This is a genomic window from Microbacterium sp. LWO14-1.2, from assembly GCF_038397715.1.
In the GTDB taxonomy this organism is placed as follows: Bacteria; Actinomycetota; Actinomycetes; order Actinomycetales; family Microbacteriaceae; genus Microbacterium.
On sequence record NZ_CP151633.1, the window covers coordinates 3,625,024 to 3,648,193 of the forward strand.

Consider the following 23,170-nt stretch of genomic DNA (forward strand, 5'->3'; position numbering starts at 1 on the left):
TCGGGTTCGCTGGTGGGCGTGATCAATACAACCACGCTGCACCTGTATGCATGCCCGGTTGACGGCGTGTTTCGCTCGGAGCGTACGCGCCGGTCGTGGACTGGACGCGGAGTGGTCGTGTATGGGGAGTGTCGAGCGGCCCGTGTCCGCCCCCGAGAATAGAATCGGAGATTGTGACCGCCGAGTATTCCGCCCATCATCTCCAGGTGCTCGAAGGCCTCGAGGCCGTCCGCAAGCGCCCTGGCATGTACATCGGGTCGAACGGCTCCCCGGGTCTCATGCACTGTCTGTGGGAGATCATCGACAACGCCGTCGACGAGGCCGTCGCCGGGAACGGGTCCAAGATCGACCTGATCCTCCATGACGACGGCAGCGTCGAGGTTCACGACCGGGGCCGCGGCATCCCCGTCGACGTCGAGCCCCGCACCGGACTGACCGGCGTCGAGGTCGTCTACACGAAGCTGCACGCGGGCGGGAAGTTCGGCGGCGGCTCGTACGCGGCATCCGGCGGTCTGCACGGTGTCGGCGCATCCGTCGTGAACGCGCTCTCGGAGCGTCTCGACGTCGAGGTCGACCGAGGCGGCAAGACGTATGCGATGTCGTTCCACCGCGGCGAGCCAGGCATCTTCGCCGACAAGGGGGAGAAGCGCCCCGACGCCCCCTTCACCCCGTTCGAGCAGAAGAGCGAGCTGCGGGTCATCGGGAAGGTCCCGCGCGGCGTCACCGGAACGCGTGTGCGCTACTGGGCCGACCGGCAGATCTTCACGAAGGATGCGGCGTTCCAGCTGGGCGAGCTCGAGACGCGTGCCCGCCAGACGGCGTTCCTCGTGCCCGGCCTCGAGATCGTCGTGCGCGACGGCCGTGCCGCCGGTACTCCCGTCGAGGGAGAGAGCGCCCCCGAGGCGACCGTGAACGAGACGTCGTACCTGTACGAGGGAGGCATCTCGGAGTTCGTCGAGTACCTCGCGACCGATGCGCCGGTCACCGACACCTGGCGCATCCAGGGCGAGGGCACGTTCACCGAGACCGTGCCCGTGCTGCAGGCCGACGGGCACATGGTCGCGACCGAGGTCGAGCGCGTGTGCGCGGTCGACATCGCGATGCGCTGGGGCACCGGCTATGACACGATCACCCGCTCCTTCGTCAACATCATCTCCACGCCCAAGGGCGGCACGCACCAGCAGGGTTTCGAGCAGGAGCTGCTCAAGGCGCTGCGCGCTCAGGTCGAGCAGAACGCGCGTCGGCTCAAGGTGGGCAGCAACGACAAGCTGGAGAAGGACGACGTGCTCGCCGGACTCACCGCGGTGCTCACCGTGAACGTCCCCGAGCCGCAGTTCGAAGGACAGACCAAAGAGGTGCTCGGCACGCCGGCGGTCCGTCAGATCGTGGCACAGGTGATCCGCAAGGACCTCGCGGCACGCTTCTCGTCGACCAAGCGCGACGACAAGAGCCAGGCCACGCAGTTGCTCGACAAGATCGTCGCGGAGATGAAGGCGCGCGTCTCGGCCCGTGCTCACAAGGAGACGCAGCGACGCAAGAACGCCCTCGAGTCCTCGACCCTGCCGACCAAACTCGTCGACTGCCGCACGAACGACGTGGAGCGCAGCGAGCTGTTCATCGTCGAAGGCGACTCGGCTCTCGGAACCGCGAAGAACGCGCGGAACAGCGAGTTCCAGGCGCTGCTGCCGATCCGCGGAAAGATCCTCAACGTGCAGAAGGCATCGGTGGGCGACATGCTGTCGAACACCGAGTGCGCGTCGATCATCCAGGTCATCGGCGCCGGATCGGGCCGGAGCTTCGACATCGACGCCGCGCGCTACGGCAAGATCATCCTGATGAGCGACGCCGACGTCGACGGCGCGCACATCCGCACCCTGCTCCTGACGCTGTTCTACCGCTACATGCGACCGCTCATCGAGCACGGCCGCGTCTTCGCGGCGGTGCCGCCGCTGCACCGCGTGATCGTCATCAATCCCGGCTCGAAGCCGAACGAGACGATCTACACCTACAGCGAGCAGGAGATGCACGCGCTCCTCGCCAAGCTCCGCAAGGCGGGCAAGCGGTGGCACGAACCGATCCAGCGCTACAAGGGCCTCGGCGAGATGGATGCCGAGCAGCTGGCGTCGACGACCATGGATCGCGGCGGACGGCTGTTGCGCCGGGTGCGCATGGAGGATGCCGAGGCCGCCGGACGCGTGTTCGAGCTGCTAATGGGCAACGAGGTCGCACCACGGCGCGAGTTCATCATCGACTCGTCGGATCGGCTGTCTCGCGAGTCGATCGACGCCTGATCGCGGACCGGTAGACCTCGACCAGCGCGTCGCGGTGCGTGGTCTGCGCCACGCTCTCGCGCTGCGCGACGGCTGCGCGGCTCAGCGCGGTGATCCGAGTCGGATCGTCGCGAAGCGCCGAGAGCGCGGCGCTCAGTCCCGCGGCATCCGGTGTCTCGGTGACGATTCCCGCGCCCGCCGGAAACGTCTCGACGAGGTCGGGGTCGGTGACGATGACGGGGAGACCGGATGCGACGGCTTCGAGGATCACCATCGGCTGATTGTCGAAGTCGAGCGAGCTGGAGACCAGCACGTGCGCATCGCGCATGGCTTCCAGGACCAGGGACTGGGGCGCGGCGCCGTGAACCGTCAGACGGTCGTCGTCGAGGCGGGCGGCTGAGCGCGCCACCGACGCTCGGGCGATTCCGTCGCCGAACATGTGCGCCACGATGCCTGGCGTCGTCCGGACGGCCTCGACGAACACGTCCGGACGCTTCTCCGGCGACAGACGACCGCACCACATCACCCGCAGAGGCCCGTCGGCAGCGGGCTCGCGGACGGCGGGCGCGCCGACGGCATCCAGAACCGTGTCCTCGAGCCCGTTGGAGAGTACGGTCAGCGGCGTGCTGACGCCCTGCGCGACGAGCTTCTCGGCGAAGTGCGCGGACGGGACGATGACGTGGTCGGCGTGATTGGCCTGACTCGCCATCAGACGCCACATGCGCCTGGCCTGGCGTGTGCGGGCGTACGGTGCTCCCGCATCGATCGCCGCGCGGTCGTGCGGCATCCGGCGGCGATGCAGGGCCGCGAGCAGCGCGGTCGTGACAGACGGCAGGGGCAGCACGGAGCGCGTGTACACGTCGATGCGACCGTGCATCGTCTGCACGACGGGGACGCCGAGATCCTGCGCCGCCTCGAACCCCGCCAGCGCGGCGAACATCTCGGTGTGCACGTGGACCACGTCCACGCGGAGGTCGCGCAGAGCGTCGCGCACGGCGGTCGCCGCCGCGGTGGGCGGCCATGTGAACGGGTATCCGTCCGGTGCGAATCCGCGAGCCGTCGGAAGCCGGATGATCCGGGGGTCCGTGCTCGCGGCCGCCAGGGGCGCGAGCACGAAGACCTCGTGGCCCGCCTGCTCCAGAGCCTCACGATGGGCCTTGATGACGGTCTGCACGCCGCCGAGTGTCGGCAGGTAGTAGTCGGTCACCATGGCGATGCGCACTCGACCACAATAGGGCCGCTAGGGTGAGGGTCATGTCCGGAGCCCGTGTGCTGGTGACGGGGGCGACGGGGTTCCTCGGCGGCCACGTCGTGCGCGATCTGCAGGATCACGGGTTCGAGGTGTTCGCCGCCGGACGGAACACGGCGCGGCTCGGCGAACTCGTCGATGACCGCCATCGCGTGCCGGGAGATCTCGCTTCGCTGAGATCGCGGGAACTGCCGGTGGATGCCGTCATCCACTGTGCTGCGCTGTCGACGCCGTGGGGGCGGTGGGCGGACTTCCGCGAGGCGAACGTCGTCGGCACCGCGCACGTGGCGGATTTCGCCCGGCGCAACGGGGTACGACGGGTCGTTCACGTATCGTCGCCGAGCGTCTACGCCGCCGCGCGTGACCGGGTGGGCATCGTCGAGGACGACGTCGCCACGGGAAACCGTCTGAACGGCTACATCCGCTCGAAGATCGCCGCCGAGGGACTGCTGCAGGAGGCGCGGCGTCGTGGCGCGCTGCCCGAGCTCGTGATCGTGCGTCCGCGAGGACTCATCGGCGTCGGCGACCCCAGCCTGGTCCCTCGACTGCTCGACGTGCACGCCCGGATCGGGGTGCCGCTCTTCGGCGGAGGAGCGAACCTCATCGACATCACCGCCGTGCAGAACGTCGCGGCGGCGCTTCGGCTGGCCCTGGCCGCGGGCGATGCGGCCGGAGGCGTCTACAACATCACGAACGGGGAGCCCCGGCCGTTCCGAGATCTCCTCGAACGACTGCTCACGCTCATGGGGGAGCAGCCCCGGTTCCGCTCCGCGAACCGACGGGTCGCCTGGGCGGCGGCCGCCTCCCTCGAAGCCCTCTGCCGCGCGCTCCCCGGAAGCCCGGAGCCGCCACTGACCCGGTACACGCTGAGCACGATCGCCTACACGCAGACGCTCGACATCTCCCGTGCCGTGCGGGATCTCGGCTACGCACCGACCGTCACGCTGGACGATGCCCTCGCGGCGGTCGCCGCCGACCTGCGGGGTCACGGATGAACCGCCGTCTGCGGCACTACGCCTGCGGCAGCACGTCGCATGACCTGGCGTCGATGTTCCATGGCGCACCCCGTGAGCGGCGTCGATTCCCGTCCGGGGTCTTCCTCTACGACGGCGCGGACGGCCGACGCGTCCTGTTCGACACGGGCTACGCCACCGGGGAATGGCGGACCGGCTGGCGTGGCGCCGTGTATCGGAGGCTCCTGCCGCCGCACGTCGACGACGAGGACGATGTGGCTTCCCGGTTGCGTCAGGACGGTGTCGACCCGGCATCGGTGACGCACGTCGTTCTGTCCCATCTGCATCCCGACCACGTGGGCGGCGTCCGCCGATTCCCCGGTGCGACGTTCGTCCTGAGCGAGGGGCTGCAGCGCACGCTCGCCGCTCCGACACTGCGCAGCGGCATCCTGACCGGTCTGCTGCCCGAGTGGTTCGGCGACACCGCCATGCGTGTTCTCCGCGACGAGGAGTTCTCGCTCCGGACCGTCCGCGGTGTCGAGGTCGCAGCGGTCGATCTGTTCGGTGACGGCGGCTATCTCATCGTCGATCTCCCCGGCCACGCCGACGGGCACCTGGGAGCGCTCGTCGATGACAGGGTGCTGCTCGCGGGGGACGCCGCGTGGGGGAGCGACCTGCTCGAGGAGGTGCAGCGTCTGCGCGCGGTGCCGCGGGCGGTGCAGTTCGACGCCGACGCGTATCTCCGCACGGCGCACACCGTCTCCCTCCTCGCCGATGCCGGCGTCCGTGTCGTGTGCAGTCATGATCCCGTCCGCGAGAGAGACCTGCTGAGCTGATGTCGACCCTCCGCATCCTGAGAGAGTTCGCTGCCGTGCGCTGGTTCAGACCGCTGCGCTCGCGTCGGGCGGTCGCGCGCCGTCAGCGTCGTCTGCTGCGGCGACACGTCCGGTTCCTCCGACGGCGGTCGCCGTACTTCCGAGAACTGCTCGCCGACGCCGAGTTCGACCGGCTCCCGCTGATGGACAAGCGCATCATGATGGCGCAGTTCGATCGCATGAACACCGTCGGAGCGAACAAGGAGCAGGCGCTGGAGCTCGCGATCGCGAACGAGCGCTCGCGAGACTTCGACGCCGATCTGGGGGCCAACTCGGTCGGACTCTCCAGCGGCACGAGCGGTCATCGCGGACTCTTCGTGGTGAGCCCCGCAGAACGTGACGCCTGGGTGGGCACCGTGCTCGCTCGCACGCTGCCCCGGGGCGACCTGCTCGGGCATCGCATCGCGCTCTTCCTCCGCGCGGACAACTCCCTGTACGAATCCGTGGGATCGCGCGCTGTCTCCTTCCGCTACTTCGACGTCTACGCGGACATGTCCGAGAACGTCGCGCGGCTGCAGGAGTACCGACCGACCATCCTCGTCGCGCCGCCCTCCGTGCTGCGCGTGATCGCGAAGGCAGCGGAAACAGGGGACTTCGACGTCGTACCGAAGAAGGTCTACGCGGTCGCGGAGGTGCTCGAGCTCGCCGACGCCGACCGGATCCGTGCGGCTCTCGGGCAGCCGCTCCTGCATCAGCTCTATCAGTGCACCGAGGGGTTCCTCGCCCACACCTGCGAACGCGGTGTCATCCATCTGAACGAGGACTCGGTGCTGTTCGAGCGGGAGGCACTGGATGCGGAGCGCTTCGTCCCGATCGTGACCGATCTGCGTCGTCGCGCGCAGCCGATCGTGCGCTACCGCCTCGGCGATGTGCTGCGAGCGAAGAGCGAACCGTGCGCGTGCGGCAGCGCCCTCGCGGCCATCGACCGCATCGAGGGTCGCGAGGGCGACACCCTTCTCTTCCGAGGCTCGGACGGACGCCCGGTGCCCGTGTTCGCCGACGTCGTGGCCAGGGCGCTGCTCTTCGCGGACGGATTCGACGAGTACCGGGTCGTGCAGACCGCCGCTTCGCGCCTCGAGATCGCGCTCGACGTGGTGGATGATCGATCGCGCCGCAGCGTCGGCGCGGAGGTCGCCGGACTGGCGGACCGGCTGGGCTGTGAACGACCGGAAGTCGTGTTCGTACCGTATACGCACGACGCGTCGGTGAAGCTGCGCCGAGTGGTGCGCGACTGGGGGGAAGGAAGACCATGAGGAGCTGCGAGATCGTCGGCTGGGGCACGTCGCTGCCCGACCGGATCGTGCGATTCGGAGACGAGGTGCGATATCGCATCGTCGACGACCTGTCGCACCTCGACATGCTCGTCGACGCCGCCGAGCGCGCACTGGCGAGGGCGTCCGTCGCCCCGGACGAGATCGACCTGGTTCTCGGGGCGTCCGCTGCCGGGGTCCAGCCCATTCCCTGTACGGCCGCACTCGTGCTGGAACGCCTCACCCTCACCGGCCATGCTGCCGCGTTCGACGTGAACTCGACCTGCACCAGTTTCATCACGGCGCTCGACGTCGCCTCGCGATACCTCGAGGCGGGGGATGCGGAGACCATCCTCATCGTCTCGGGCGATGTCGGGTCCCGGTTTCTCAACCCCGACCAGCGCGAGAGCTACGAGCTCTTCAGCGACGCCGGCGCCGCCGTCGTGCTGAAGCGCTCATCTGATCCTCAGCGAGGCGTGATCGCGAGCGCCCAGCGCACCTGGCCGGCCTCTGCGCACGACACCGAGATCCGCGGTGGCCTGTCGCGTTCCCCGGCGCAGGTCTATGCGGACGCCGACCCCGCGGACTACCTCTTCGACATGGACGGCAGGCGTGCGCTGCTCGCGATGATGCGCGTGCTGCCCGAGTTCTTCGCGGCGTTCCACGAGCGATCGGGCGTCGCGCATGACGACGTCGCTCTGTGGGTGCCGCATCAGGCCTCCGCGGCCCTCGGACCGATGCTCGACAGACTCGGCATCCCCGCCGACCGTCGAGTCGACGAGGTCGCGGATTTCGGGAACATGGTCTCGGCCTCCGTCCCTTTCATGCTCGCGCGGGCGCTCGATGCGGGGCGCGTCGGCCGCGGCGACACCGTGATCCTCTGCGGTACCGCCGCGGGTCTCACTGCGAACGTCCTCGCCCTTCGTCTCTGACGGAGCGGGCAGCCAGACGACCGCCCGTTACGGGGTCGGGACGAGAAGCGTCAGACCAGCGTTCGCCCGATGCTGCCGATCACGCCTTCGACAGGCTGGCCGGACGCGTCGCGTCGCGCGCCCGCCTCGGGCAGCTTGCGAACCGCACCGGTCGGGTCGACCGCCTGTGCCGGTGCCGGACCCACCCAGGCGACGGTGAGCCGATCCTCACCCTTGAGGAAGGCATGAGCCCGGACACCGCCCGTCGCGCGGCCCTTGGCCGGGTACTCGGCGAAGGCGGAGACCTTCACGCGCCCCGGGTCGGTGCCCGGCAGTGCGCTCTCGGTGCCGGAGACGGTCGCGACGACGGCATCCGTGCCCGGTGAGACCGCGCCGAAGAACAGGACAGAGGCGCCCGAGCCGAGTTTCACACCGGCCATGCCGCCGGCGGGAGCGCCCTGCGGGCGCACGGTCGAGGCGGAGAAGCGCAGCAGCTGCGCATCCGTGGTCACGAACACGAGCTCGGCGTCGTCGGAGGCTTCGGCTGCGCCTACGATCGTGTCACCGGGCTTCATGCCGATGACCTCGATGTCAGGACGCACGGGAAGGGCGGACGGGACGATGCGCTTCACGGTTCCCTGGGCCGTGCCGATCGCGATCGGGGTGTCGCTGTCGAACCGCACGAAGCCGAGGATCCGCTCACCGCGCGTGGTGATCCCCAGGTAGTCGCGAAGCGGTGTGCCGGCGGCGAGCTGCACCGACGACGAGGGGACCGAGGGCAGATCGACGGGGGAGAAGCGCAGGACGCGGCCCTCCGTCGTGAGAGCGCCGAGCTCGGCCCGCACCGTCGTGTCGACGGTGGCGAGGATCGCGTCGTGTTTGCTGCGACGCGCAGGCGCGGTGAGCTCCTGGCCCTCGGCGAGGTCGACACGCACTGCTCTGCCCGTGGTCGACAGGACGAGCACGGTCGGCGCATCGGCGATCTGCAGATCGACGGCGCCCTTCGTCGCGCGCGGCTTCGGCGGAGCGGCGTTCATGAGCAGCGTGCGGCGCGGCGTGCCGTAGGCGTCGGCCACGGCATCCAGCTCCTTCGCCACGGCCGCGCGCAGGAGAACGTCGCTGCCGAGCAGCTCACGGAGGGAGGCGATCTCGGCCTGCAGCGCGTCGCGCTCGCTCTCGAGCTCGATGCGTGAGAACTTCGTCAGGCGGCGCAGACGCAGTTCGAGGATGTACTCGGCCTGAGGCTCGCTGAGGTCGAAGACCGTGCGCAGTCGCGTGCGTGCCTGCTCCGAGTCGTCGGACGAGCGGATGACCTGGATGACCTCGTCGATGTCGAGGATCGCGATGAGCAGTCCTTCGACGAGGTGCAGGCGCTCCTCGCGGCGGGCGAGCCGGTAGCGGCTGCGGCGCGTGATGACCTCGATGCGGTGGCTCACGTAGACGCTGAGCATCTCCTTGAGGCCGAGCGTGCGCGGCTGACCGTCGACGAGTGCGACGTTGTTGATGCTGAAGGAGTCTTCGAGCGGGGTGAGCCGGTAGAGCTGTTCGAGCACGGCGTTCGGGTCGAAGCCGGTCTTGATGCCGATCGCGACCCGGAGGCCGTGGTTGCGGTCGGTGAGATCGGTGACATCGCTGATGCCCTGCAGCTTCTTCGACTGCACCGCGTCGCGGATCTTCTCGATGAGCCGCTCGGGGCCCACCATGTACGGCAGCTCTGACACGACGATGCCGGTGCGCCGCGGCCCGAGGGACTCCACCGAGACCTTGCCCCGCACCTTCAGCGCGCCGCGCCCGTTCGTGTACGCGTCCTTCACGCCGTCGAGGCCCATGAGGATGCCGCCGGAGGGGAAGTCGGGACCGGGGACGAACTCCATGAGCTCCTCGGTCGTGGCCTCGGGATGCTCGAGCAGGTGCGTCGCGGCGGCGACGACCTCGATGAGGTTGTGCGGCGCCATGTTCGTGGCCATTCCGACCGCGATGCCGCTCGCGCCGTTGACGAGCAGGTTCGGGAAGGCGGCGGGCAGCACAGCGGGCTGCTGGAACTGGCCGTCGTAGTTCGGGATGAAGTCGACGACGTCCTCGTCGAGGTCCTGCGTGAGGGCGATCGCCGGCGCCGCGAGGCGCGCCTCGGTGTACCGAGCGGCGGCGGGGCCGTCGTCGAGGGAGCCGAAGTTGCCGTGTCCGTCGACGAGCGGGACGCGGAGAGCCCAATCCTGTGCGAGGCGCACGAGTGCGTCGTAGATCGCGGAGTCGCCGTGCGGGTGCAGCTTTCCCATCACCTCGCCGACGACGCGCGCGCTCTTGACGTGTCCGCGATCGGGTCGCAGGCCCATCTCAGCCATCTGGAAGAGGATGCGCCGCTGCACGGGCTTGAGACCGTCGCGGGCGTCCGGCAGAGCGCGCGAGTAGATCACGGAGTATGCGTACTCGAGGAACGACCCCTGCATCTCACTCTCGAGATCGATGTCCTGGATTCTCTCCGGGGCGAGCTCGGGCGGCGGGGTCTTCGGCATGGCCATCCTGGGTGATGCGGGCTGAGGGCGTACCGGAGCCTGTGTCAGACTGGCTCGGATGTCCCTCATGCTACCGCCCGAGTCGCTCGCAGCCCGGAGCGTCGTCGGGGTGGCGGACGACCTGTTCGCCGCTCTCCGCGGCGGGTCCGAGGCTCTGCCGCGGGCCGAATCGGTCGTGCTCGTGCTCATCGACGGTCTGGGCGCCATCACCCTTCGTGCCCACGCCGGCCACGCCAGATCGCTCACGGCGGGCATGGCCAGGAAGGACGTCGCGCACACCGTCTTCCCGTCGACCACCGCTGCAGCGCTGACGAGCCTGCTCACGGGAGTCTGGCCGGGGGAGCACGGCCTCGTCGGATACCGGGTGCTGGATCGCGAGCGCGACCTTCTCGTGAATCAGCTCTCCGGCTGGGAGAGCGAGGGGGTCGATCCGCTCGCATGGCAGACGTCTCCGACGGTGTTCGAGCGCGCATCGGCAGAAGGACGCCCCGCGTTCGCGGTCGGTGTCGCCGCGTACGCCCGCAGCGGTTTCACCCGCGCCACCCTGCGCGGCGCGGAGTTCGTCTCGGCCGAGGCGCCGGCGGATCGCGTGCGTGTCGCGTACGACCTCGCCGAACGCCATCCGGGCGCCCTCGTCTACTGCTACCTGCCGGAGGTCGATAAAGCCGGCCATCGGCACGGCGTCGACTCGCCGCACTGGATCGCTGCGCTGGAGGAGCTCGATGCCGCCCTTTCCGTGCGGGTGCCGCCGGGCGTCGGCGTGCTCGTGACCGCGGATCACGGCATGGTCGACGTGCCGGCCCACCGGCAGGTCGTGCTCGAGGCCGAGCACCTTTCCGGAGTGCGGCACCTCGGCGGAGAGCCGCGGATGCTGCACGCCTACCTCGATCCGGACGCCGACGCCGCCGAGGTCGCCGCACGCTGGCGCCGCGACCTCGCCGGGTACGCGGACGTGGGGACGCGGGAGGATGCCGTCGCGGCCGGTCTGTTCGGCCCGGTGGTGACGGATGCCGCGGCATCGCGTATCGGCGATGTGCTCATCGTCTCCCGGGGCAACGTCGCGGTGTACGACGGCACCGCCGCCGATCAGCGCAACCGCGGCATGGTCGGCCAGCACGGCGGTCTGACCCCGGAGGAGCGTCAGGTTCCGCTCATCCGACTCGGCGCTTTCGCGCGCTGACGCGACGCCGTCGCAGACCCCGTCACCCTGCCCGTCGGACTCGGAGCCTCGGGCGCGGTGACGCCGAGGTCACTCGTCGGTGCGCGCTCCGAAGACGATCTCGTCCCAGGAGGGCATGGCGTTACGGCGGCGGCGACGGGTGCCGCTTTCGTTCGCGGGCTCGGGGGAGGGCTCGGGTTCGGGCTCTGCCTGCTCCGGCTCGGTGGTCTCGAAGGCGTCGAAGAGGGCGATGGGGTGGGAGTCCGACTCGTCCTCGTCCGTCTCGTCGAGGAGCGGGGCGGCTTCGCGCTGACCACGGCGGCGACGGAGCGCCTCGAGCAGGTCGGCGGTCTCAGGGCTGGTGCTCGTCGACTCCGGAGCGCGCTTGGTCGCGGCATCCTGCACGGCCGACGACGATCGCTCGGGTTGCGACACCTCGTCGCCCTCGGCGTCGACAACCGGGGTCGGGACGAGGCGCGGGCCGAAAGCGCCGGAGTCGAATCGGCTGTCGTCCTTGTACGGCGACGTGGTGCGCTCGGACTCCACGGCTCGGAGGCGGGGGATGAGGCCCTCGGGCAGCGACCCCTGACGCGACAGCTGGGTGGCGTCCGCGTTCAGCGGCGCGAGCGCGCTGCGACGGGGATCGAACGACCAGCGGGCGTCGTGGTCGACCTCGTTGGCCGTGAACTCGAGCTTGATGATCCAGGTGCGATCCTCTTTCCAGCTCGCCCAGCGCTCGGCCGACGCCTCGACGTCGGCGAGCTTCGCGCGGATCGCCGTGCCGAAGGTGGGCTGCGCATCGGGTTCGACGTCGCTGCCGATGAGGACCGGCACGGCGAGAGCCTGGCCGATCACGTGCTCGCGCTCGGCGAGCACCGGTCCCTCGAAGCGCTCGACGTCCTCGACGTCGATGCCGAGGAGCTCGGCGACCTCGGGAGCCGTCAGGCCGGCGCGGATCTGAGCCTGGATGTCGCGAGGGCTGGCCGCAAGGCGCTGCGTCGCCGGCTCGCTCTGCCTCGTCGCCCGGCGGATCTCCCGGTGCAGCACGTCGTCGATGGGCAGCGCGAACCGCTCGCCCGACTCTGTGGCGAGAACCAGGACCCCTGCTTCGGTGCCGACGATGGTGACGTTTTCCATGCGAATGCCCCTCTTGTGGCTGTGCGTTCATGGTGTCACGCAGCGGCGCTCCGACCGGGGAATACACCGGGCGTGCCGTGAGTTTGCCCTGTCGCACCCGCGGGCATTTGCTTATTCACTCACGGTCGTGCAAACTATGGCCGCCGATTACCCCGACGGCGCACCACCCACTCGCATGAAAGTGGAGATTCTCCATATGGCAACCGACTACGACGCTCCCCGCAAGAGTGAAGACGACTCCGAGTCGATCGAAGCCCTCAAGGAGCGTGTGCCGGACAAGAACTCCGGCTCCACGGGAGACGAGGACGCGGACAATCCGTCCAGCTTCGACCTCCCCGGTGCCGACCTGTCCGACCTCGAGCTCGATGTCGTCGTGCTGCCCGCGCAGCAGGACGAGTTCACCTGCATGAGCTGCTTCCTCGTGAAGCACCGCTCCCAGCTCGACCACGAGGGACCCGACGGTCCCATCTGCAAGGAGTGCGCTGCCTGAGCGCATCCGAGCGAGACGTGCGCGCCCCCGACCTCGGTCAGGGGCGCGTTGTCGTCTCCGCCGGCGGAGCCGGGTGCCCGGTCAGGAGCGCGCGGCCTCGATCGCCGCGGCGAGACGGTCGGGAGTGCGGGTCGAGATGGTCCACGCCGTCACCGGATCGTCCTCGTCGATGTTGGGAACCACGACGACGCCGTCGATGCCCCCGCGGACGAGGTGCCAGCCGCGCGCCGGGAGGGCGGGCCCACGGGCCTGCCGAGCTTCGTCTCCGGTGAGCGCAATGGGGCGGCCGAGGTGGCGCACCGCGATGTGTGCGCGCCCCGCGCGGAGCTCGTCTCCCTGCACCGACACGACGGGCGTGAGCGCGATCGCGCCCGCCACGAGCAGCGCCGACACGGCGGCGCCGATCACGAGAGCCAGCGTCGATCCGGCGGGGATGAAGATGAGCGCGACCATCGGTCCGGCGAGAGCGATCGTCACCAGCAGCCACAGGCTCGGCGACAGCCGCTCGCGGTAGCGGACTCGTGCGTCGGGGACGGTGTTCTGCATTAGCCTCTTGGGGTGACTGATTCCGTTGATGTCCCCATTATCGCGTCTGTCGTGCCCGGCTACGCCCATCCCGGCGACGCGGGAGCGGATCTGGTCGCCGCCGAGGCAGTGCACCTCGCGCCCGGGGAGCGCGCTCTCGTCGCGACCGGCGTGCGCATCGCACTGCCCGAGGGGTACGCCGCGTTCGTGGTGCCTCGCAGCGGTCTCGCGGCCAAGCACGGCATCTCGATCGTCAACTCACCGGGCACGGTCGATGCGGGCTACCGCGGTGAGATCAAGGTGAGCCTGATCAACACCGACATCCACAGCGCGTACGATGTGGCCGTCGGCGACCGCATCGCGCAGCTCATCGTCATGCCCGTGACCCGCGCCACGTTCATCCCGGTCGAAGAGCTGCCGGAGAGCGTGCGCGGCGAAGGCGGCTTCGGCTCGACCGGCTACCAGGCAGGAACCCACTCGACCCCGGCAGGACAGGCCCATGACTGACAACAACGCGACCCCCTCGAAGTCGGCACCCGCGAACCGCGCGACCGACGGTCCGTTCGACGACTCCGAGGCGAACCCGGTCCGCCCCTACATCGACCTGGGCGGCATCAAGATCCTGCCGCGTGAAGGGCTCAACCTGCGTCTGGAGGTCGAGGAGCAGTCGAAGCGCATCGTCGCGGTCGGCCTCGACTACGCCGACTCGTCGCTGCAGGTGCAGCCCTTCGCGGCGCCCCGCTCCGGCGGCCTGTGGGACGAGACCCGCGTGCAGCTCCGCGACCAGGTGCGTGCGCAGGGCGGCCGCGTCGAGGAGCGCGAGGGGCCGCTCGGCAAGGAGCTGCTCGCCGAGGTGCCGTCGCCCGCCAGCGAGGGCTCGGAGCTGCGGCTCGCGCGCTTCGTCGGCATCGACGGTCCCCGCTGGTTCCTGCGTGGCGTGATCGGCGGCGCCGCGGCATCCGATCTCGATGCGGCGGCGAAGGTCGAGGACCTGTTCCGCTCCATCGTCGTCGTGCGGGGCGGCGCCCCCATGCCGCCGCGCGACCTGATCCCGCTGAAGATGCCGGCGACCCCGGGCTCGGCGTGAGCACCCCGCTGACCCCGCCCGCGCCGGAGCCCGAGCGCGAGCAGAGCGCGTCGGAGATCCTCGGCGCAGCGCTCGGCGGCGCGGCGCGCCGCGCGGGCCTCGACCCCTCCGAGACGGGAGCCACCCATCGCGTGGTCTGGTCGGCGATCGGCGGCTGGCGCGGCATCCTCGAATCGATCCTGCCGAGCCTCGCGTTCGTCATCCTCTTCACGATCCGTCCCGAGCCGCTGATCCTCTCTCTCGGCGTGTCGGTGGGGCTCGCCGCCGTCTTCACGGTCGTGCGCCTCGTGCAGAAGTCACCGCCCTCCGCCGCGATCGGCGGGCTGGTCGCCGCTGCGGCGGCAGCCGGACTCGCCCTGTTCACCGGTCGCGGCGCCGACAACTTCGTTCCCGGCCTCATCACGAACGCCGTGTACGGCACGGCCATGCTGGTCTCCGCGCTGATCGGCTGGTCGCTCATCGGACTCGCGGCCGGCTTCCTCATGGGGGAGGGCACCGCGTGGCGGAACGATCGCCGCAAGCGTCGCGCCTTCCTCTGGCTCGGCGTCGCCTGGGCCGCCCTCTTCTTCGCGCGGCTCGCCGTGCAGCTGCCGCTCTACCTCGCGAACGAGGTCGCGGTCCTCGGCACCCTCAAGCTGATCATGGGACTCCCGCTGTTCGCCCCGCTGATCGCGGTGACCTGGCTCGTCGTGCGGGCGCTGTATCCGCGCGAGCCGCAGGCGGAGAACACGTCCCAGTCGTGATAGATTTATCTTGACATCAAGATAAATTGCGGGCTTTCGCCCACGGGTCGAGCGGAGCAGACTGGTTAGGTCTGCCTTGCTAGCCGCAGGGGCTCGCTGGCGAGCAAGATGGAGGCGCCTGTCGCTCCCATCCGAATAGAAGGAGACGGATTCGTGTCCACGGTGAACAGCTTCGGTGCCAAGAGCACCCTGACGGTCGGCAGCACCGACTACGAGATCTTCCGCATCGACACGGTGCCCGGTTTCGACAAGCTCCCCTTCAGCCTCAAGGTCCTCCTCGAGAACCTGCTTCGCACCGAGGACGGCGCGAACGTCACGAAGGCGCAGATCGAGGCTCTCGGATCGTGGGATGCCGCGGCCGAGCCCAACACCGAGATCCAGTTCACGCCGGCGCGCGTGGTCATGCAGGACTTCACCGGTGTGCCCTGCATCGTCGACCTCGCCACCATGCGCGAGGCCGTCACGGCGCTCGGCGGCGACGCCAACAAGATCAACCCGCTCTCGCCCGCCGAGATGGTGATCGACCACTCCGTCATCGCCGACCTCTTCGGCTCGGAGAACGCGCTCGAGCGCAACGTGGAGATCGAGTACGAGCGCAACGGCGAGCGGTACCAGTTCCTCCGCTGGGGCCAGACGGCCTTCAGCGACTTCAAGGTCGTCCCGCCCGGCACCGGCATCGTGCACCAGGTGAACATCGAGCACCTGGCGAAGGTCATCTACGACCGCACGGTCGACGGCGTGCTGCGCGCCTACCCCGACACCTGCGTGGGCACCGACTCGCACACGACCATGGTCAACGGCCTCGGCGTGCTCGGCTGGGGCGTCGGCGGCATCGAGGCCGAGGCCGCGATGCTCGGACAGCCCGTGTCGATGCTGATCCCGCGCGTCGTGGGCTTCAAGCTGTCCGGCGACATCCCCGCCGGTGTGACCGCGACCGACGTCGTGCTCACCATCACCGACATGCTGCGCAAGCACGGCGTCGTCGGCAAGTTCGTCGAGTTCTACGGCGAGGGCGTCGCCTCTGTGCCGCTCGCCAACCGTGCGACCATCGGCAACATGAGCCCCGAGTTCGGCTCGACCGCTGCGATGTTCCCCATCGACGACGTGACCCTCGACTACCTGCGCCTCACCGGCCGCAGCGAAGAGGCCGTCGCACTCGTCGAGGCATACGCCAAGGAGCAGACGCTCTGGCACGACGCCTCGCAGGAGCCCGTCTTCAGCGAGTACCTCGAGCTCGACCTCGGCACGGTCGTGCCGTCGATCGCCGGTCCGAAGCGCCCGCAGGACCGCATCCTCCTCTCCGAGGCCAAGTCGCAGTTCGAGCAGGACATCCTGAGCTACGCCACGGCCTCCACGTCGGATGACGTCGTCGACCTCGAGTCGAAGCACTCGTTCCCGGCATCCGACCCGGGCAACGTCCCCGGTGAGGAGGAGCCGCGCACCACGCGCCCCGTGCACATCAACAGCGGCGCTCCGGTCAACGCATCGAACCCGGTTCCCGTCACCACCCCGTCGGGGGAGAAGTACATCCTCGACAACGGAGCCGTCACGCTCGCCGCGATCACGTCGTGCACCAACACGTCGAACCCGTCGGTCATGATCGCCGCGGGTCTCGTCGCCCGCAAGGCGCTCGAGAAGGGCCTGAAGCAGAAGCCGTGGGTCAAGACGACGCTCGGCCCTGGCTCGAAGGTCGTCACCGACTACTACGAGAAGTCCGGTCTGGACAAGGACCTCGAGGGCCTCGGCTTCTACACGGTCGGCTACGGCTGCACGATCTGCATCGGAAACTCCGGTCCGCTGATCGAAGAGGTGTCCGAGGCGATCAACTCGCACGACCTCGCCGTGACCGCCGTGCTGTCGGGCAACCGCAACTTCGAGGGCCGCATCAGCCCTGACGTGAAGATGAACTACCTCGCCAGCCCGCCGCTGGTCATCGCGTACGCTCTCGCCGGGTCGATGCATTTCGACTTCGAGAACGACGCGCTCGGCAAGGGCTCCGATGGCCAGGACGTGTTCCTCAAGGACATCTGGCCCACGCCCGACGAGGTGCAGGAGATCGTCGACTCGTCGATCTCACGCGAGCAGTTCATCAAGCAGTACGCCACCGTGTTCGACGGCGACGAGCGCTGGCGCAGCCTCCCCACCCCCGAGGACGACACCTTCCAGTGGGACGAGAACTCGACCTACGTCCGCAAGGCGCCGTACTTCGACGGGATGAAGATGGAGCTCACCCCGGTGAAGGACATCGAGGGTGCGCGCGTCATGGCCACGCTCGGCGACTCGGTCACCACCGACCACATCTCGCCCGCCGGAAACATCAAGCCGGGTACCCCCGCCGCGCAGTACCTCACCGAGCACGGCGTGGACCGCAAGGACTTCAACTCCTTCGGCTCGCGCCGTGGCAACCACGAGGTCATGATCCGCGGTACGTTCGCGAACATCCGTCTGAAGAACCTCATGGTCTCGGCCGTCAACGACGGTCAGGTCGTGGAGGGCGGCTACACGCGCGACTTCACCCAGCCCGGTGGCCCGCAGTCGTACATCTACGACGCGAGCATGAACTACCAGGCTCAGGGCACGCCGCTCGTGATCTTCGGCGGCAAGGAGTACGGCTCGGGTTCGTCGCGCGACTGGGCGGCGAAGGGCACCAGCCTCCTCGGCGTCAAGGCCGTGATCACCGAGAGCTTCGAGCGTATCCACCGCTCGAACCTCATCGGCATGGGCGTCGTCCCGCTGCAGTTCCCCGCCGGTGAGAGCTGGGAGTCGCTCGGTCTCGATGGAACGGAGATCGTCTCGATCACCGGTCTCGAGGAGCTGAACAACGGCGTCACGCCGAAGACCGTCAAGGTCACGGCCACCCCGAGCGAGAACTCGCCCGAGGGCAAGCAGGTCGTCGAGTTCGACGCGGTCGTCCGCATCGACACCCCCGGTGAGGCCGACTACTACCGCAACGGCGGCATCCTGCAGTACGTGCTGCGTTCGCTGGTCTGATCGCCGACAGAGGGGCCCGGTTCTTTGGAACCGGGCCCCTCTGCCTGTGTCAAGGGGCTTCTGCGCTCCGGTCCTTCCCGGGGTGGGCGGGGTAGGATCGAACCTGCATCCGAACCGGAATCGGCTGCCCCGACGGTGCCTGTGAGGAGGTGCAGATGCCCATTCTCCGGAGCATCTCAGGACCCCGTGACCTCGACTCCCTGTCCGAGGACCAGCTCGTCGAGCTCGCCGGCGAGATCCGCGAGTTCCTCGTCGAGAACGTGTCTCAGACCGGAGGCCACCTCGGTCCGAACCTCGGCGTCGTCGAGCTCACGATCGCCCTGCACCGGGTCTTCTCCTCGCCGGACGACCCGTTCATCTTCGACACGGGGCATCAGTCCTACGTGCACAAGCTGCTGACCGGGCGGCAGGACTTCTCGTCGCTGCGGCTTCGCGGCGGTCTGGCCGGCTACCCGCAGCGCGGAGAGAGCCCGCACGACGTCGTCGAATCGTCGCACGCGTCGAGCTCGCTGAGCTGGGCCGACGGCGTCTCGCGAGCCCTCACGGCGACCGGACGCGCCGATCGCCACGTGGTCGCGGTCGTCGGCGACGGTGCGCTGACCGGCGGCATGACGTGGGAAGCGCTCAACAACATCTCCGACGACAACGACCGCAACCTGGTCATCGTCGTGAACGACAACGGTCGGTCGTACGCGCCGACGATCGGCGGCATGTCGCGGTATCTGAACCGCGTGCGCACGGCCGCCGCGTACAAGGACCTGCATCAGCGCTCCGACCGCCTGTTCCGGGCGTTCGGTCCTGTCGGGCGCGCGGTGTTCCGCGGCGTGCGGGGCGGCACGCACGGATTCCTGTCTCGCTTCACGAACAACGAAGCGCTCTACTCGAACCTCGACATCAAGTACCTCGGTCCGGTCGACGGGCACGATCTGCCTGCGCTCATCGAGACGCTCGAACTCGCGAAGTCCTACGGCGCGCCCGTGATCGTGCATGCGATCACCGAGAAGGGGCGCGGCTACCAGCCGGCCCGCGACGACGAGGCCGACCAGTTCCACGCCGTCGGACGCATCGATCCGGCGACGGGTGAGACGCTCGGTTCCGGCGGTCGCGGGTGGACGGACGTCTTCTCGGACGCCCTCGTGTCGGTGGGCGAGCGCCGCTCCGACGTGATCGCCATGACCGCGGCCATGCTGCGTCCGACCGGTCTCGCTCCGTTCGCGGAGCGTTTCCCCGACCGGGTGTACGACGTCGGCATCGCGGAGCAGCATGCGGTCGCCTCGGCGGCCGGGCTCGCTTTCGGCGGCCTGCACCCGGTGGTCGCGCTCTACGCGACCTTCATGAACCGCGCGTTCGACCAGGTGCTCATGGACGTCGCGCTGCACCGCGCCGGCGTGACCTTCGTGCTCGACCGGGCCGGTGTCACCGGGCCGGACGGCCCCAGTCACCACGGCATGTGGGACCTCGCGATGCTGCAGATCGTCCCGCACATCCGCATCGCCGCACCGCGCGACGCGGTCCGTCTGCAGGAAGCGCTGGACGAGGCCGTCCTCGTGGAGGACGCCCCGACCGTCATCCGCTTCCCGAAGGGCGACGTCGCGCCGGATCTCCCGGCGATCGAGCGCCTCGAAGACGGCGTCGACGTCCTCGCCCGGGGTGAGTCGGAAGACGTCCTGGTCGTCGGCATCGGCCCGTTCGCATCGCTGGCGGTCGATGTCGCGGAGAGGCTCCGTGCGCAGGGCATCGGCGCGACGGTGATCGACCCGCGCTGGGCGATCCCGGTGCAGCCGTCGATCGTCGAACTCGCTGCGCGGCACCGACTCGTGATCACGCTGGAGGACGGCATCCGCGTCGGTGGTGTCGGCACCCGCGTGCGGCAGGTTCTCCGCGAGGCGGGCATCGACACGGCGGTCGACGAGCTCGGGCTTCCCGACGAGTTCATCGACCATGCCTCCCGCGACCAGATCCTCGCCGATGCGGGGCTCACGGCATCGAAGATCGCGCAGGACGTCGTCGCGCAGGTGCTCGGCACCCGCATCCCGATGGCCCGGCAGTCGGGCGAGACCGGCGCGATCGAGTTCCCGCTGCACGAGCGCAACTGATCAGCGACTGCCGAGCGGGCAGTCAGTTCAGCGCATGCAGCGCGGCCACGGCCTCGGCGCCGCGCTCGGAATCACGGAGCGCGGCGGAGAGCAGGTAGCCGTCGGTCAGCGCGTCGCCGGTCACCATGACCCGCAGGAGCTCGACCCCGCACGACCGACGCACCTCTTCGGCGCTGGCCGAGATCACCCGTGTGCTGATCTCGTCGTTGTGCGGGAGGTCTGCGCCGTCGAGGCCGCGAATCACGTCCCGCAACGACGCGCCGACGATGTTCGACGCGCGTTCGGTCACGTTCACGACGTCGAGTTCGAACACGCGCAGATCTCGTCCGTTGGGTAACGGACGCCACTCGAACGACGCATGCACGCGGTGCTGACGGCCGCTCGCGCCGGTCATCTCCCGGGCGGGGAGATCGGTCGCGCGACAGCGCACGTCGATGAGCTTGTACCAGGCGAAGAGAGGGAACGCTCCGTGCGTGCCAGGGTTCAACACCACGACCTCGCCCACGGTGCCGCCCCGGTGGGACGCACGGCGGGCCGGTCGGTTGCGGATGATCGGCTTGCCGTTGCGGGTGCGGATCGCCGCCCAGCCCTCGTCGACCGTGACGACGAAGACCTTCAACAGGGCCGGGACCACGAGCAGGATGGTGAGAATCGCCGTGCCGGTCTTGAAGAGCCCCGACATCCCCTTGCCGCCGAGCATCGACAGGATCATGTCCATGGCACCACTGTGCACCTTCGCGGCGGATCACGAGGCCGTCCGACGTACGAGCGCGGCGCATTTCACGCGCTGTTCGGCCGTCGTTACCCGGCCCGACGTACGGTGGTCACGGCGCACGCCGGCGGTTCCGTCACACGAGCTCGGCGAGCGTCTCGGCGACCACGGTCTCGACGGCGGGTACGCACCGTTCCCGGTCGGCATCGACGAGGCCCACGCGTGTGCGCCGGTCGAGCACGTCCGATGCGGTCAACGCGCCCTCGGATCGCACAGCGAACACGACATCGTCCCTGGTGAGAGGAAGGCCGTGGACGAGAGGAGCGGATGCCGACGGGATGCGGCGATCGACGAGGCGGATGCCGGCGGTACGGCTCGACCCCGCCTCGAGCCCCCGTTCGGACACCGCGAGGTCGACCGCGTCCTCCGCCATCCGGCGGTAGGTGGTCAGCTTGCCGCCGAGCACGTGGAAGTACCCGCCGTCGGACTCCGTCACGAGGTGCCGTCGGGAGATGTCCGCCGTCGAAGCCGCGCCCGTGTCGATGAGCGGGCGCAGACCGGCGAACGCGCCGCGGACCTGCTCGCGGGTCAGGGGCCGCTCCAGCACGCGGTTCAGATTGTCGAGGAGGAACGCGATCTCGGGCTCGGTCGGCGCCGCGACGTCCGGCACGGCGCCTGGCGCGTCCTCGTCGGTGAGGCCGACGATCATTCGTCCGTCGGGTTGGGGCAGTGCGAAGACGAAACGGCTGATCGAGCCCTCGTGCGGCACCGTGAGGGCGACCGACGGATGGCCGAGATCCGCGACATCCAGAACGATGTGCGTGCCGCGGCTCGGCCGGATCGTAATGCCCGCGTCGAGGGTCCCCGCCCACGCGCCGGTCGCGTTGATCACGCTCCGAGCACGGAGATCGAATCGCGTGCCGGTGAGCGCGTCCTCGGCGCTGGCGCCGTCCGCGCGCAGGGAGCGCGCCCGCACGCGGGTGAGGATCCGAGCGCCGTGCGCGGCCGCTGTGCGGGCGACGGTCGCGACGAGTCGGGCGTCGTCGACGAGCTGCCCGTCGAAGGAGAGCATCCCGCCGCGCAGACCTCGCGTCACGAGGCCGGGGGCGAGTCGCGTGGCGTGTCGCGCGCTGACGGGTCGCGGCGCCGGCAGCGTGCGCCGCGATGTGCCGGCGCGCATCCGCAGCAGATCGCCGAGAGCCATGCCGATCGCCCCGGTTCCGCGCTGCCGGAGACTGACCTCGGGCACGAAGGGCAGCAGCTGGCCGAGCGGACGGATGAGGTGCGGTGCGATGACGGTCATGAGCAGGTGCCTCTCGACAGCGCTCTCGCGGGCCGTCGCCACATCACCCGTCGCGAGGTAGCGGAGTCCGCCGTGCACGAGCTTCGAGCTGAACCGGCTCGTGCCGTACGCGAGGTCGTGCGCCTCGAGGAGGGTGACCGAGAGCCCTCGCGAGGCGGCGTCGAGGGCGACGCCCACGCCGGTGATGCCTCCTCCGACGACGAGCACGTCGACGATCTCGGAGGCGGAGCGTTCGAGGTCCGCAGCCCGACGCGCGGCGTTGAGGTCGGGGGAGGCGATGCTCATGCGCGCAGCAGCCCGTCCAGGGTGGCGCGCAGTTCGCGCTCCCAGGCTCTCTCTGACACGAGGTCCGACACGGTTCCGTGCGACAGGACGGCGGACTGGGCGACGAGCAGCAGCATGACCGCCATCTCCTCCGGGGTGTCGCGGCGCACGTCGCCGTGCTCCTGAGCGGCGGAGATCGCGCTGGACAGCCACGACAGGATGAGCCGCTGGCTCGACCCGACCCTCTGCAGGGTGTAGCGGGTGAACGCCTCCGGTTCCTCGTCGAGCAGACGACCGTAGACGGCGTCGTTGCGGAAGAGGGTCGAGAATCGGAGAACGTCGTCGACCAGTTCTCCGCGCGAGTGCGACGGCTCGGGGAAGTCCGCGACGATGGTGGCGACCCGTCGGAGGAGCGCGGACCGCACCACGTCGTCGCTATCGCTCCAGCTGCGGTAGATCGTGGGACGGCTGTGCCCGGCGCGCCGCGCGAGCTCCGCGATGGTCACGCCATGCACGCCGCGCCGCACGATCAGATCGTCGGCCGCGTCGAGGATCCGCGTCTGGGTCGCGTCCCACTGCGGCAGGATCCTCTCGACGAGCACCGTCGTTGCTTGACGTTCTTCCATGATGTGTCACACTGTA

The 23,170-nt window shown here is 69.5% G+C and carries 19 protein-coding genes; 12 read left to right on the plus strand and 7 right to left on the minus strand.

What is annotated here, in order from left to right; genetic code table 11:
• Nucleotides 1–170: 170 nt before the first annotated feature.
• Nucleotides 171–2,291 carry a DNA topoisomerase IV subunit B gene (locus MRBLWO14_RS17540; protein ID WP_341936230.1) on the plus strand — a complete coding sequence of 707 codons (2,121 nt, stop codon included), beginning with the start codon at nucleotides 171–173 and terminating at the stop codon, nucleotides 2,289–2,291.
• Here MRBLWO14_RS17540 and MRBLWO14_RS17545 read toward each other — a convergent pair.
• Nucleotides 2,245–3,492 carry a glycosyltransferase gene (locus tag MRBLWO14_RS17545; RefSeq protein ID WP_341934339.1) on the minus strand — a complete coding sequence of 416 codons (1,248 nt, stop codon included), beginning with the start codon at nucleotides 3,490–3,492 and terminating at the stop codon, nucleotides 2,245–2,247. The genes MRBLWO14_RS17540 and MRBLWO14_RS17545 overlap by 47 nt on opposite strands.
• Nucleotides 3,493–3,524: 32 nt before the next feature.
• Between MRBLWO14_RS17545 and MRBLWO14_RS17550 the strand changes: the two genes are divergently transcribed.
• Genes MRBLWO14_RS17550 through MRBLWO14_RS17565 form a run of 4 tightly spaced genes read left to right on the plus strand, consistent with a single transcriptional unit; the run spans nucleotide 3,525 to nucleotide 7,529 of the window.
• Nucleotides 3,525–4,514, plus strand: coding sequence for an NAD(P)-dependent oxidoreductase (locus MRBLWO14_RS17550; RefSeq protein WP_341934340.1), 990 nt, complete (start codon nucleotides 3,525–3,527; stop codon nucleotides 4,512–4,514).
• A complete protein-coding gene (locus MRBLWO14_RS17555) occupies nucleotides 4,511–5,308 on the plus strand; it encodes an MBL fold metallo-hydrolase (RefSeq protein ID WP_341934341.1) in 798 nt (265 codons plus the stop codon). The genes MRBLWO14_RS17550 and MRBLWO14_RS17555 overlap by 4 nt, the downstream gene beginning before the upstream one ends.
• Nucleotides 5,308–6,600, plus strand: a complete 1,293-nt coding sequence (locus MRBLWO14_RS17560; protein ID WP_341934342.1) for a F390 synthetase-related protein — start codon at nucleotides 5,308–5,310, stop codon at nucleotides 6,598–6,600. Before MRBLWO14_RS17555 ends, MRBLWO14_RS17560 begins: the two co-directional genes overlap by 1 nt.
• Entirely contained in the window at nucleotides 6,597–7,529 is a 933-nt protein-coding gene (locus MRBLWO14_RS17565; RefSeq protein WP_341934344.1) for a 3-oxoacyl-[acyl-carrier-protein] synthase III C-terminal domain-containing protein, read from the plus strand. Before MRBLWO14_RS17560 ends, MRBLWO14_RS17565 begins: the two co-directional genes overlap by 4 nt.
• A gap of 50 nt (nucleotides 7,530–7,579) precedes the next feature.
• On the opposite strand, the gene MRBLWO14_RS17570 is transcribed toward MRBLWO14_RS17565, so the two are convergent.
• A complete protein-coding gene (locus MRBLWO14_RS17570) occupies nucleotides 7,580–10,021 on the minus strand; it encodes a DNA topoisomerase IV subunit A (RefSeq protein WP_341934345.1) in 2,442 nt (813 codons plus the stop codon).
• A gap of 58 nt (nucleotides 10,022–10,079) precedes the next feature.
• Here MRBLWO14_RS17570 and MRBLWO14_RS17575 point away from each other — a divergent pair, with 58 nt between their 5' ends.
• Nucleotides 10,080–11,201: a nucleotide pyrophosphatase/phosphodiesterase family protein gene (locus tag MRBLWO14_RS17575; protein ID WP_341934346.1), complete on the plus strand. Its 1,122-nt coding sequence runs from the start codon at nucleotides 10,080–10,082 to the stop codon at nucleotides 11,199–11,201.
• Between the two features lie 69 nt (nucleotides 11,202–11,270).
• On the opposite strand, the gene sepH is transcribed toward MRBLWO14_RS17575, so the two are convergent.
• Entirely contained in the window at nucleotides 11,271–12,317 is a 1,047-nt protein-coding gene (gene sepH, locus MRBLWO14_RS17580; protein ID WP_341934347.1) for a septation protein SepH, read from the minus strand.
• Between the two features lie 196 nt (nucleotides 12,318–12,513).
• On the opposite strand from sepH, the gene MRBLWO14_RS17585 reads away from it, so the two are divergent.
• Nucleotides 12,514–12,807: a DUF4193 domain-containing protein gene (locus MRBLWO14_RS17585; RefSeq protein ID WP_096715394.1), complete on the plus strand. Its 294-nt coding sequence runs from the start codon at nucleotides 12,514–12,516 to the stop codon at nucleotides 12,805–12,807.
• An 81-nt stretch (nucleotides 12,808–12,888) separates the two neighbouring features.
• On the opposite strand, the gene MRBLWO14_RS17590 is transcribed toward MRBLWO14_RS17585, so the two are convergent.
• Nucleotides 12,889–13,353, minus strand: a complete 465-nt coding sequence (locus MRBLWO14_RS17590) for a DUF3093 domain-containing protein (protein ID WP_341934348.1) — start codon at nucleotides 13,351–13,353, stop codon at nucleotides 12,889–12,891.
• Between the two features lie 12 nt (nucleotides 13,354–13,365).
• Here MRBLWO14_RS17590 and dut point away from each other — a divergent pair, with 12 nt between their 5' ends.
• The 5 genes from dut (at nucleotide 13,366) to dxs (ending at nucleotide 20,249) form a co-directional block, all read left to right on the plus strand.
• Nucleotides 13,366–13,839 carry a dUTP diphosphatase gene (dut, locus tag MRBLWO14_RS17595; protein ID WP_341934349.1) on the plus strand — a complete coding sequence of 158 codons (474 nt, stop codon included), beginning with the start codon at nucleotides 13,366–13,368 and terminating at the stop codon, nucleotides 13,837–13,839.
• Nucleotides 13,832–14,419 carry a DUF3710 domain-containing protein gene (locus MRBLWO14_RS17600; protein ID WP_341934350.1) on the plus strand — a complete coding sequence of 196 codons (588 nt, stop codon included), beginning with the start codon at nucleotides 13,832–13,834 and terminating at the stop codon, nucleotides 14,417–14,419. Before dut ends, MRBLWO14_RS17600 begins: the two co-directional genes overlap by 8 nt.
• Nucleotides 14,416–15,162, plus strand: coding sequence for a DUF3159 domain-containing protein (locus MRBLWO14_RS17605; RefSeq protein WP_341934351.1), 747 nt, complete (start codon nucleotides 14,416–14,418; stop codon nucleotides 15,160–15,162). The genes MRBLWO14_RS17600 and MRBLWO14_RS17605 overlap by 4 nt, the downstream gene beginning before the upstream one ends.
• Before the next feature lie 108 nt (nucleotides 15,163–15,270).
• Entirely contained in the window at nucleotides 15,271–18,153 is a 2,883-nt protein-coding gene (locus MRBLWO14_RS17610) for an aconitate hydratase (RefSeq protein WP_341934352.1), read from the plus strand.
• 155 nt (nucleotides 18,154–18,308) lie between these two features.
• Complete coding sequence (gene dxs, locus MRBLWO14_RS17615) at nucleotides 18,309–20,249, plus strand: 1-deoxy-D-xylulose-5-phosphate synthase (protein WP_341934353.1); 1,941 nt, start codon at nucleotides 18,309–18,311, stop codon at nucleotides 20,247–20,249.
• Between the two features lie 22 nt (nucleotides 20,250–20,271).
• Here the strand turns inward: dxs and MRBLWO14_RS17620 are convergent, their stop codons facing one another.
• From MRBLWO14_RS17620 to MRBLWO14_RS17630, 3 genes are all read right to left on the minus strand, one after another.
• Nucleotides 20,272–20,967, minus strand: coding sequence for an SPFH domain-containing protein (locus tag MRBLWO14_RS17620; RefSeq protein ID WP_341934354.1), 696 nt, complete (start codon nucleotides 20,965–20,967; stop codon nucleotides 20,272–20,274).
• A 130-nt stretch (nucleotides 20,968–21,097) separates the two neighbouring features.
• Nucleotides 21,098–22,549 (minus strand): glycerol-3-phosphate dehydrogenase/oxidase, encoded by a 1,452-nt coding sequence (locus tag MRBLWO14_RS17625; RefSeq protein WP_341934355.1) that lies wholly within the window; start codon nucleotides 22,547–22,549, stop codon nucleotides 21,098–21,100.
• Entirely contained in the window at nucleotides 22,546–23,154 is a 609-nt protein-coding gene (locus tag MRBLWO14_RS17630; RefSeq protein WP_341934356.1) for a helix-turn-helix domain-containing protein, read from the minus strand. Before MRBLWO14_RS17630 ends, MRBLWO14_RS17625 begins: the two co-directional genes overlap by 4 nt.
• Nucleotides 23,155–23,170 lie beyond the last annotated feature (16 nt).

Bases quoted from the DNA above. Each gene is read 5' to 3' on its own strand.
- MRBLWO14_RS17550 (WP_341934340.1), top strand. From the start codon at position 3,525: ATGTCCGGAGCCCGTGTGCTGGTGACGGGGGCGACGGGGTTCCTCGGC.
- MRBLWO14_RS17555 (WP_341934341.1), top strand. From the start codon at position 4,511: ATGAACCGCCGTCTGCGGCACTACGCCTGCGGCAGCACGTCGCATGAC.
- MRBLWO14_RS17560 (WP_341934342.1), top strand. From the start codon at position 5,308: ATGTCGACCCTCCGCATCCTGAGAGAGTTCGCTGCCGTGCGCTGGTTC.
- MRBLWO14_RS17565 (WP_341934344.1), top strand. From the start codon at position 6,597: ATGAGGAGCTGCGAGATCGTCGGCTGGGGCACGTCGCTGCCCGACCGG.
- MRBLWO14_RS17570 (WP_341934345.1), bottom strand. From the start codon at position 10,021: ATGCCGAAGACCCCGCCGCCCGAGCTCGCCCCGGAGAGAATCCAGGAC.
- MRBLWO14_RS17575 (WP_341934346.1), top strand. From the start codon at position 10,080: ATGTCCCTCATGCTACCGCCCGAGTCGCTCGCAGCCCGGAGCGTCGTC.
- sepH (WP_341934347.1), bottom strand. From the start codon at position 12,317: ATGGAAAACGTCACCATCGTCGGCACCGAAGCAGGGGTCCTGGTTCTC.
- MRBLWO14_RS17585 (WP_096715394.1), top strand. From the start codon at position 12,514: ATGGCAACCGACTACGACGCTCCCCGCAAGAGTGAAGACGACTCCGAG.
- MRBLWO14_RS17590 (WP_341934348.1), bottom strand. From the start codon at position 13,353: ATGCAGAACACCGTCCCCGACGCACGAGTCCGCTACCGCGAGCGGCTG.
- MRBLWO14_RS17600 (WP_341934350.1), top strand. From the start codon at position 13,832: ATGACTGACAACAACGCGACCCCCTCGAAGTCGGCACCCGCGAACCGC.
- MRBLWO14_RS17610 (WP_341934352.1), top strand. From the start codon at position 15,271: ATGGAGGCGCCTGTCGCTCCCATCCGAATAGAAGGAGACGGATTCGTG.
- dxs (WP_341934353.1), top strand. From the start codon at position 18,309: ATGCCCATTCTCCGGAGCATCTCAGGACCCCGTGACCTCGACTCCCTG.
- MRBLWO14_RS17620 (WP_341934354.1), bottom strand. From the start codon at position 20,967: ATGGACATGATCCTGTCGATGCTCGGCGGCAAGGGGATGTCGGGGCTC.
- MRBLWO14_RS17625 (WP_341934355.1), bottom strand. From the start codon at position 22,549: ATGAGCATCGCCTCCCCCGACCTCAACGCCGCGCGTCGGGCTGCGGAC.
- MRBLWO14_RS17630 (WP_341934356.1), bottom strand. From the start codon at position 23,154: ATGGAAGAACGTCAAGCAACGACGGTGCTCGTCGAGAGGATCCTGCCG.